We start from the raw sequence: 6,604 nt of genomic DNA, 5'->3' as shown, positions 1-6,604 counted from the left end.
TGCCGCCTGTGTGGCTACAGCTCGCGGCCATCCTGGTCGCCCGAATCGAGGCGGGGCGGTACCAGGTCGGACGCGCGATCCCCTCGCTCACACAGCTCACCCAAGAATTCGGCGTCTCACGAGGGACCGTGGCCAAGGCAACGAAGTACCTCACCGACAACGGAAGGGCACAATCCGTCCATGGTCGCGGCGTATTCGTGCTGCCCTACGAATGACGCCCACGAAAAGGCGATAGTCGAAGCCCCGGAAACCTACGCCGCCGACCTGGGCCAGGCCTGAACGCCACCGACCCGCGCACCTTCGCGAGGATTCCGCGTTTCCTGCCGGCTCACAGGCGCAGCTCGAAGCACATCCGATCCGTGTCGGGACCGTCGTAGTCCTCGTGCGGGCCGGTCACGGTGAAGCCGATCGACCGGTGGAAGGCGATCGACCGCTGGTTGGACGGAGAGGTCACCGCGCGCACCATCCCCCTCCCCTCGGCGAGGGCCGCGTTGGTGAACAGCCGGTACAGCTCCCGAGCCGACCCGCCCCGACGGTGTTCCGGAGCCACCGCCGCGAAGTGCACGTAGGCCTCCTCCGACCGCGCCTGCGAGGGGAAGCCCACCAAGAACCCGACCAAATCCCCCTCGTCCTCCTCGACGAGGCTGGTGGTGTGGAAGTGGTCCAGGAACAGCCGGGGCAGGATGTGCGTGACCGGCTTGCCCCACCAGGCGTCGCACACCCGAAGAATCCGCCCGTGATCATCCGGCCGAGCGTTGCGGATCAGCGTTCCGGACGGCCCACGACTCTCCCACGATCCACTCCAGGCGTTCATCCGCCGAAGACCTCCTCGAAGGGTGCCCGCACGGCCGGTTCACGGTCCAACACGGCGAACACCACCTGGTCGAAGACCCCGGTGAACTCCCTCTTCAAGTGGAGTTCGAAGGCACGGGCCACGGTGGCCGGGTCGTTGCCGAACACACCGCAACCCCAGGCGCCCAGAACGAGCCGCGTAGAGCCATGATGTGCCGCCACGGCCAGGACCGCACGGGCCCGCGTCTCCAGCGCCTCCGTCACCTGGTCGGCGTGTTCGGGCTGGTTGCGGTCCACCATCCGCCGGTTGGGCGCGGGCGAGGTGAGGAAGTCGACCGGAACCGCGTCGGACAACCACCCGCCCTTGGCGTCCCGGTAGACCGGCACGCTCGGCGACCAGATCACCCGGTCGGAGTACAGCAGGCTCCGCTCGGCCCGATGGTGCTCGTAGTACTCGGGGCAACGGGTCAGCGAGTCGTACAGCGCACTGGAACGGGCCAGACTCTCCTCCTGGGCGCGCGCCCCGTTGACCACCCCACCACCGGGGTTGCGGGCGGACGCGAAGTTGAGCGCCGCGACCCTGCCACCGCTCTCGCCGACCACCCGCCGCGCGGCGGCCAAGGTGTCCTCGCCGGTCACCTCGTAACGGGTGTCGAACCGCGGCTCGGGCACCGACAGCGCGGCGATCTCCTCCGGCAGGTGCAGCCGCGTGCCCTCCCGCATCACGGCGAGCGCCCCCTCCAGGTCCACCATCCGCCCTTCCACGGTGTAGTGGCCGGCCTCGTAGGCCTCCCGGGTCTGTCGCCACACCTCGCGCATGCGTACGGACACCGTTTCTCCCCTCGTCCGGACCGAAGCTACAGCGCGCCCCATCCGAACCCAAGGGGTTTTACGTCCGTCCGAGACCACCGAACCGGGGAGACGCTCCGGCTACGGCTTGACCGCGCTGAACACCGCGGTGCCGGGGATGAGGCGACCGCGCACCGGCCCCCACCCTCCCCACACCTGGTCGTTGTCCTCGGGCCACTCGGGTTCGACCAGGTCGCGCAGGACCAGGCCGGCCGACGTGATGCCCCGTACCCAGTCACCGATCGTGTGGTGGTGTTCGGCGTAGATGGCGCGACCGTCCTCGTCCTCCTCCACGTAGGCCCGCCGGTCGAAGTAGGACTGCCCAACGGTGAGCCCGTGTTCGGTGGGGTCGTCGGGAAAGCACCACCGGATCGGGTGGGTCACCGAGAACACGAACCGTCCCCCGGGGCGCAACGTCCGGGCCGCCTCGGCCAGCGCGCTCTCGGCGGCGGGCACGAAGGGGAACGCCCCGAAGGCGGAGAAGACCACGTCGAAGGAGTCGGTGGCGAACGGCAGACGCTGGGCGTCCGCCTGCACGGTGGGCACCCGCAGGTCGGTCTGCTCGTCGATCCGCCGCGAGTGCTGGAGCTGGCGCCACGAAAGGTCGAAGGCGACCACCTCCGCCACCCCTTGGGAACGCAGCCACCGGGAGCACTGGCCGGCCCCACATCCGATCTCCAGGACGCGGGCGTCGGTCACGTCACCGAGCAGTCGCGCCTCGGCCTCGTCGAGCCCCTCCGGGGACCAGACGAACCCGGCGTCGCGCAGGAAGTCCCCGTGGTCGGCCTGGTAGGCGTCGGCGGCCCCGTCCCACCAGTACCGCCCCGCCCGGGCGCTCTCCTTCGCGCCCACCGCGCGTCGGTCCATACCGCCGGGCACCGGGTACTCCGGGCCCCCGATCAGGTCGTCGTCCACGCCGCTCCTAGTTCTGTGTCTGTTGGATCCGGTCGGCGGAGGCCTCCTCGGGCTCGGCCTTCTCCTCGGTCCCGGATTCGGCTTCCCTCTCGCCCTCGGCGCCGTCTCCGGGTTCGCCCTCGGACCCGTCGGCGGCCTCGTGCCCCGACCCGTCCCGGGGCGGATCGCGCAGCTCACGCCGGATGAGGATGATCCACCCGACCACCACGACGATGGTGAACACCCACCACTGGAAGGCGTAGGAGGCGCTCATGCCCTGGTCCTCCTCGCGCAGGGCGAGGCGTTCGGGCGCCGGGTCGGGCGCGGGGTCCTGCGCGATGAGTTCCACGTATCCGCCGTAGATCGGATAGGGCAGCTCGGCGGAGAGTCGATCGACGTCGACGAACATGATCTGGCCCTCGGGCAGCCCCCCGTGTTCGCGCAGACCGGTGTTCTCCTCGGTCTCGCCGAACTGCAGACGCCCGGCCACCTCGATGGTGCCCTCCGGCACCGGGGGGACCTCCGGGGTGTCCTGTGCGGTCTCACCGCGTTCGATCCACCCCCGGTTGACGAGTAGGGCGGTCCCGTCCTCGGTGACCAGCGGGGTGAGGACGTGGAATCCCACCCCCTGGGAGCCGTCCCGGTTGCGCAGCAGCAACTGGTGATCGGTGTCCCACTCCCCCTCCGCCTCGACGGTGCGCCACCGGTCGTCGGGATCGACGTCACCGCCCACGCTGGCGAGTTCCTCCACCGGGACGGGCTCGGCGGCCACGTTGTCCCGCTGGAGATCGACCGAAGCGGCACGCTGTTCGGCGCGGTCGAGCTGCCAGAACCCCAGCCAGATGAAGGACGGGACGATCAGCAGGACCAGCGCGTGGAAGGCCAGCATGCGTCTGGAGAACAGGACTTTGAGCACGTCTTCGAGGTTATGAGACGACGGCGGCCGCGCCGCACCGCCCCCGTGTCGGGAGCGGCACGGCGCGGCCGTGAGCGTGGGTCCGTGCCCGGAGTGTGTCCTACTCCTCGTCGGCGGTGCCGGCTGCGGCCTTGCGCTTACGGGCGAAGTACAGACCCGCGCCACCGGCGCCGACGGCGGCCAGGGCCGCGGCCACCAGACCGCTCAGGGCGCTACCGGTGACGGCCAGCGCGGGGCCGTCCGCCTGGTCGGAGGGGGCGGGCTTGTCGTCGGAGGGCTCCTCCTCGCGCTCCTGCTCCTTCTCCGGCGTCTCCGGGTCCTCCTCGGGCTTCTCGGGCTCCTCCTCGGGGGTCTCCGGCTCCTCTTCCTCGGGCTCCTCGGGCTTCTCGGGCTCCTCCTCAGGGGTCTCCGGCGTCTCCTCGGAGATCGTCTCGATGCAGGAGGCCTCGGCCATGCCCAGGACGGAAACGGCGTTGCCGCAGATCTCGACCGCGGCGTCGACGGGGACGACCACCTGGTTTCCACTGGCCACACCGCCGGAACCATCGGTGGCGACCTCGGTCGCTCCCTCGTTGTCCGGGGAGGCGTGGATGATGTTGATGACGGTGGTGCAACTGGCGCTGGAGGCGCCCAGGACCGCGACGGAGTTGCCGCAGATGTCGATGGCGGTGTCGACCGGCAGGACGATCTGGTTTCCGCTGGCCACGCCACCGGAACCATCGGTGGCGGCCTTGGTGCTCGCGGCGCCCTCCTCTTCCAGGACCTCCACGACGGAGGTGCACTCGGCCTCGGAGACACCGGCGACGGCGACGGAGTTACCGCACACGTCCAGGGCCGCGTCGACCGGAACGATGATCTGGTTTCCACTGGCCACGCCACCGGAACCATCGGTGGACGCGGAGTATCCGCTGCTCTCGTAGAGGACCTCGGACACCTTGGTGCAGTCGGCCTTGGAGATACCCAGGATGGCGAGCGCGTTGCCGCACAGGTCGGCCTCGACGTCGACGGGGACGACCACCTGGTTTCCGCTGCCCACGCCGCCCGAGCCGTCGGTCTGGGCGTCGGCGAACGCGGCACCGATCGGCGCGAGCACCAGTCCGGCGGTCATTGCGGTGGCGAAGGAGTAACGGAGTGTGTTGCGCATAGTGCGGCTGGACCTTTCAGAAGACTGCCAGGGGATGCGCCGAGCGGAGCGCGGATTTCGTGCGATCCACACCTTTCGATACCCGTGTCGTGGGCACTCGGGAGGGTCGCACGGTGAGCGGACCCGGCCACAACAGACCGGTGGCACGGTGAGGTGGCCCGCTTGTTCGTGCAGGGGTGACGGTGACGTCCTTTCGGAGTTCACTCCAAGGACAACCGCCAACGGACCGAAACGTTAGAGCAGGGCGCGAGGAAGTGCAGTGCTTTTCCCAGAACTTCCCGAACAACCCATGATCACCCTGCACGCACGGATGATCACTACTTGGCATATCCACTGCTCAGCGCGCATGCTTCAGCCATTCATCGGCACGATCCACGCCTTGATGTCATCGATCAAGACCGAAAAATTTACTTCCCGACACGCCCGAAAGCACACTAAGGAACTTAGTGGATTCGTCCTTCGCTCCCCTCCGGGTCGCGCCTTAACCCATACATAGAAAATTGCCTGGATTGCGCACTATGACCGAAGAGTGAATATCGACCCTCCCATTCTTCAAAACCCCGGAATCCTCGCCCGAAAATCCGTGTCATCGCTGTTCAAGACGCTTACGCTGACCATGTCGGGCCACTCTCGACCCGATTCTCGTCGAACACCGAAGTCGAACACCACAGCAGGAAACCCGCGCACCAACCGGTCGAATCGGCCAACCGGATCCGGCGGGCAGGCGTCCTTCATCCCATCGGACATGCCCTCGGTCCCCCTCACGGAGCATGGAATGAACCCCGAACACACGCGTCCACGCAAGCTCCGGGTTCTCGCGGCCGGCACCGCGACCCTGGCGTTCGCCCTCTCCGCCGCCTGTTCCTCGGCAGACCCGAACACATCGCCCGACGAGGGTGCCGTACCTCCCGGGGAAGGAACCGACACACCCCCATCGTCCACCGAGGCGGCGCCCGATCCCTTCACCATCGCCTTCGGTGGTGACGTGATGTTCGAGGGCCTGCTCCTGTCCCGACTCGACGACCCATCGACCGCCCTCGACCCGATCTCAGAACGGCTTTCCGCCGCCGACCTGGCCATGGTCAACCTGGAGACCGCGGTGACCGAGGGCGGCACACCCGTACCCCACAAGGACTTCGTCTTCCGCGCCCCCGCCACCGCGTTGGAGGCCCTGGACTCCGCGGGTGTGGACGTGGCCACGATCGCCAACAACCACGGCATGGACTACGGCGAGCAGGGACTCCTCGACACCCTGGCCAACGGTGCCGACTCCCCCGTCGCCCTCGTGGGCGCCGGCCACGACGCAGCCGAGGCCTACGCCCCGCACGTCGCCGAGGTCAACGGCCAGAGCGTCGCCCTGTTCGGCGCCACCGACGTGCTGGACGAGGAGCTCATTCCCGCCTGGACCGCGAACGAGGACGGGCCCGGTCTGGCCACCACCAAGTACGAGATGAAGGACCGGCTGGTGGAGGCGGTCACTGGCGCCGCCGCCGAGCACGACAACGTCGTGGTCTTCCTGCACTGGGGGTTGGAGGGCGCGCACTGTCCACTTCCACACGCCCCCGAACTGGCCGACGAGCTCATCGACGCCGGCGCCACCGCCGTGGTCGGCGGGCACGCGCACGTGTTGTCCCCGGGCGGATTCCAGGGCGACGCCTACGTGCACTACGGCCTGAGCAACTTCGTGTTCTACAACTTCGACGGCCCGACCGCCGAGACCGGGGTGCTCACCCTCACCCTCGACCAGGGCGGTGTCCTGGAGGCCGATTGGGCCCCCGCCCGGATCCAGGACGGCGTGCCCGTTCCCTACGAGGGTCAGGACGCCGAACGGGCCCACCGAACGTGGGTGGACATGCGCGCCGACTGCGGACTCCCGCTCAGCGACTCCCCGGCTTGATCCCCGGTTCCCACCCGAGGCGCCGGTACCCGGCATCCGGTATCCGTCGCCGGGTACTCAACCCCGGGGGAAGTAGGAATCGACGAAGGGGTTGCGGAACTTCCCGGTCGGG

7 protein-coding genes are annotated in these 6,604 nt (G+C 68.8%); 2 read left to right on the top strand and 5 right to left on the bottom strand.

What is annotated here, in order from left to right; all coding sequences use genetic code 11:
• Nucleotides 1–8: 8 nt before the first annotated feature.
• Entirely contained in the window at nucleotides 9–215 is a 207-nt protein-coding gene (locus tag ABZ717_RS26040) for a GntR family transcriptional regulator (RefSeq protein WP_358515108.1), read from the top strand.
• Nucleotides 216–328: 113 nt separating this feature from the next.
• Here ABZ717_RS26040 and ABZ717_RS26035 read toward each other — a convergent pair whose 3' ends face one another.
• The 5 genes from ABZ717_RS26035 to ABZ717_RS26015 form a co-directional block, all read right to left on the bottom strand.
• Entirely contained in the window at nucleotides 329–814 is a 486-nt protein-coding gene (locus ABZ717_RS26035; protein WP_358515059.1) for a GNAT family N-acetyltransferase, read from the bottom strand.
• Entirely contained in the window at nucleotides 811–1,623 is an 813-nt protein-coding gene (locus tag ABZ717_RS26030) for a TIGR02452 family protein (protein ID WP_358515057.1), read from the bottom strand. The genes ABZ717_RS26035 and ABZ717_RS26030 overlap by 4 nt, the downstream gene beginning before the upstream one ends.
• 99 nt (nucleotides 1,624–1,722) lie before the next feature.
• A complete protein-coding gene (locus tag ABZ717_RS26025; protein ID WP_358515106.1) occupies nucleotides 1,723–2,508 on the bottom strand; it encodes a class I SAM-dependent methyltransferase in 786 nt (261 codons plus the stop codon).
• Nucleotides 2,509–2,563: 55 nt separating this feature from the next.
• Nucleotides 2,564–3,451: an SURF1 family protein gene (locus tag ABZ717_RS26020; RefSeq protein ID WP_358515055.1), complete on the bottom strand. Its 888-nt coding sequence runs from the start codon at nucleotides 3,449–3,451 to the stop codon at nucleotides 2,564–2,566.
• A gap of 100 nt (nucleotides 3,452–3,551) precedes the next feature.
• The gene (locus ABZ717_RS26015; RefSeq protein WP_358515053.1) at nucleotides 3,552–4,595 is read right to left on the bottom strand and encodes a chaplin family protein; all 1,044 of its coding nucleotides are present in this window, start codon (nucleotides 4,593–4,595) and stop codon (nucleotides 3,552–3,554) included.
• Between the two features lie 775 nt (nucleotides 4,596–5,370).
• Here ABZ717_RS26015 and ABZ717_RS26010 point away from each other — a divergent pair.
• Nucleotides 5,371–6,492: a CapA family protein gene (locus tag ABZ717_RS26010; RefSeq protein WP_358515050.1), complete on the top strand. Its 1,122-nt coding sequence runs from the start codon at nucleotides 5,371–5,373 to the stop codon at nucleotides 6,490–6,492.
• The last annotated feature ends 112 nt before the right edge of the window (nucleotides 6,493–6,604 follow it).

The organism is Nocardiopsis sp. NPDC006832 (assembly GCF_040635885.1).
Taxonomy (GTDB): Bacteria; Actinomycetota; Actinomycetes; order Streptosporangiales; family Streptosporangiaceae; genus Nocardiopsis.
The sequence above is the reverse complement of the archived record's forward strand: the minus strand, read 5'-3'. Positions and strand labels throughout refer to the sequence as shown.

Bases quoted from the DNA above. Each gene is read 5' to 3' on its own strand.
- ABZ717_RS26015 (WP_358515053.1), bottom strand. From the start codon at position 4,595: ATGCGCAACACACTCCGTTACTCCTTCGCCACCGCAATGACCGCCGGA.
- ABZ717_RS26010 (WP_358515050.1), top strand. From the start codon at position 5,371: ATGAACCCCGAACACACGCGTCCACGCAAGCTCCGGGTTCTCGCGGCC.
- ABZ717_RS26035 (WP_358515059.1), bottom strand. From the start codon at position 814: ATGAACGCCTGGAGTGGATCGTGGGAGAGTCGTGGGCCGTCCGGAACG.
- ABZ717_RS26025 (WP_358515106.1), bottom strand. From the start codon at position 2,508: ATGGACCGACGCGCGGTGGGCGCGAAGGAGAGCGCCCGGGCGGGGCGG.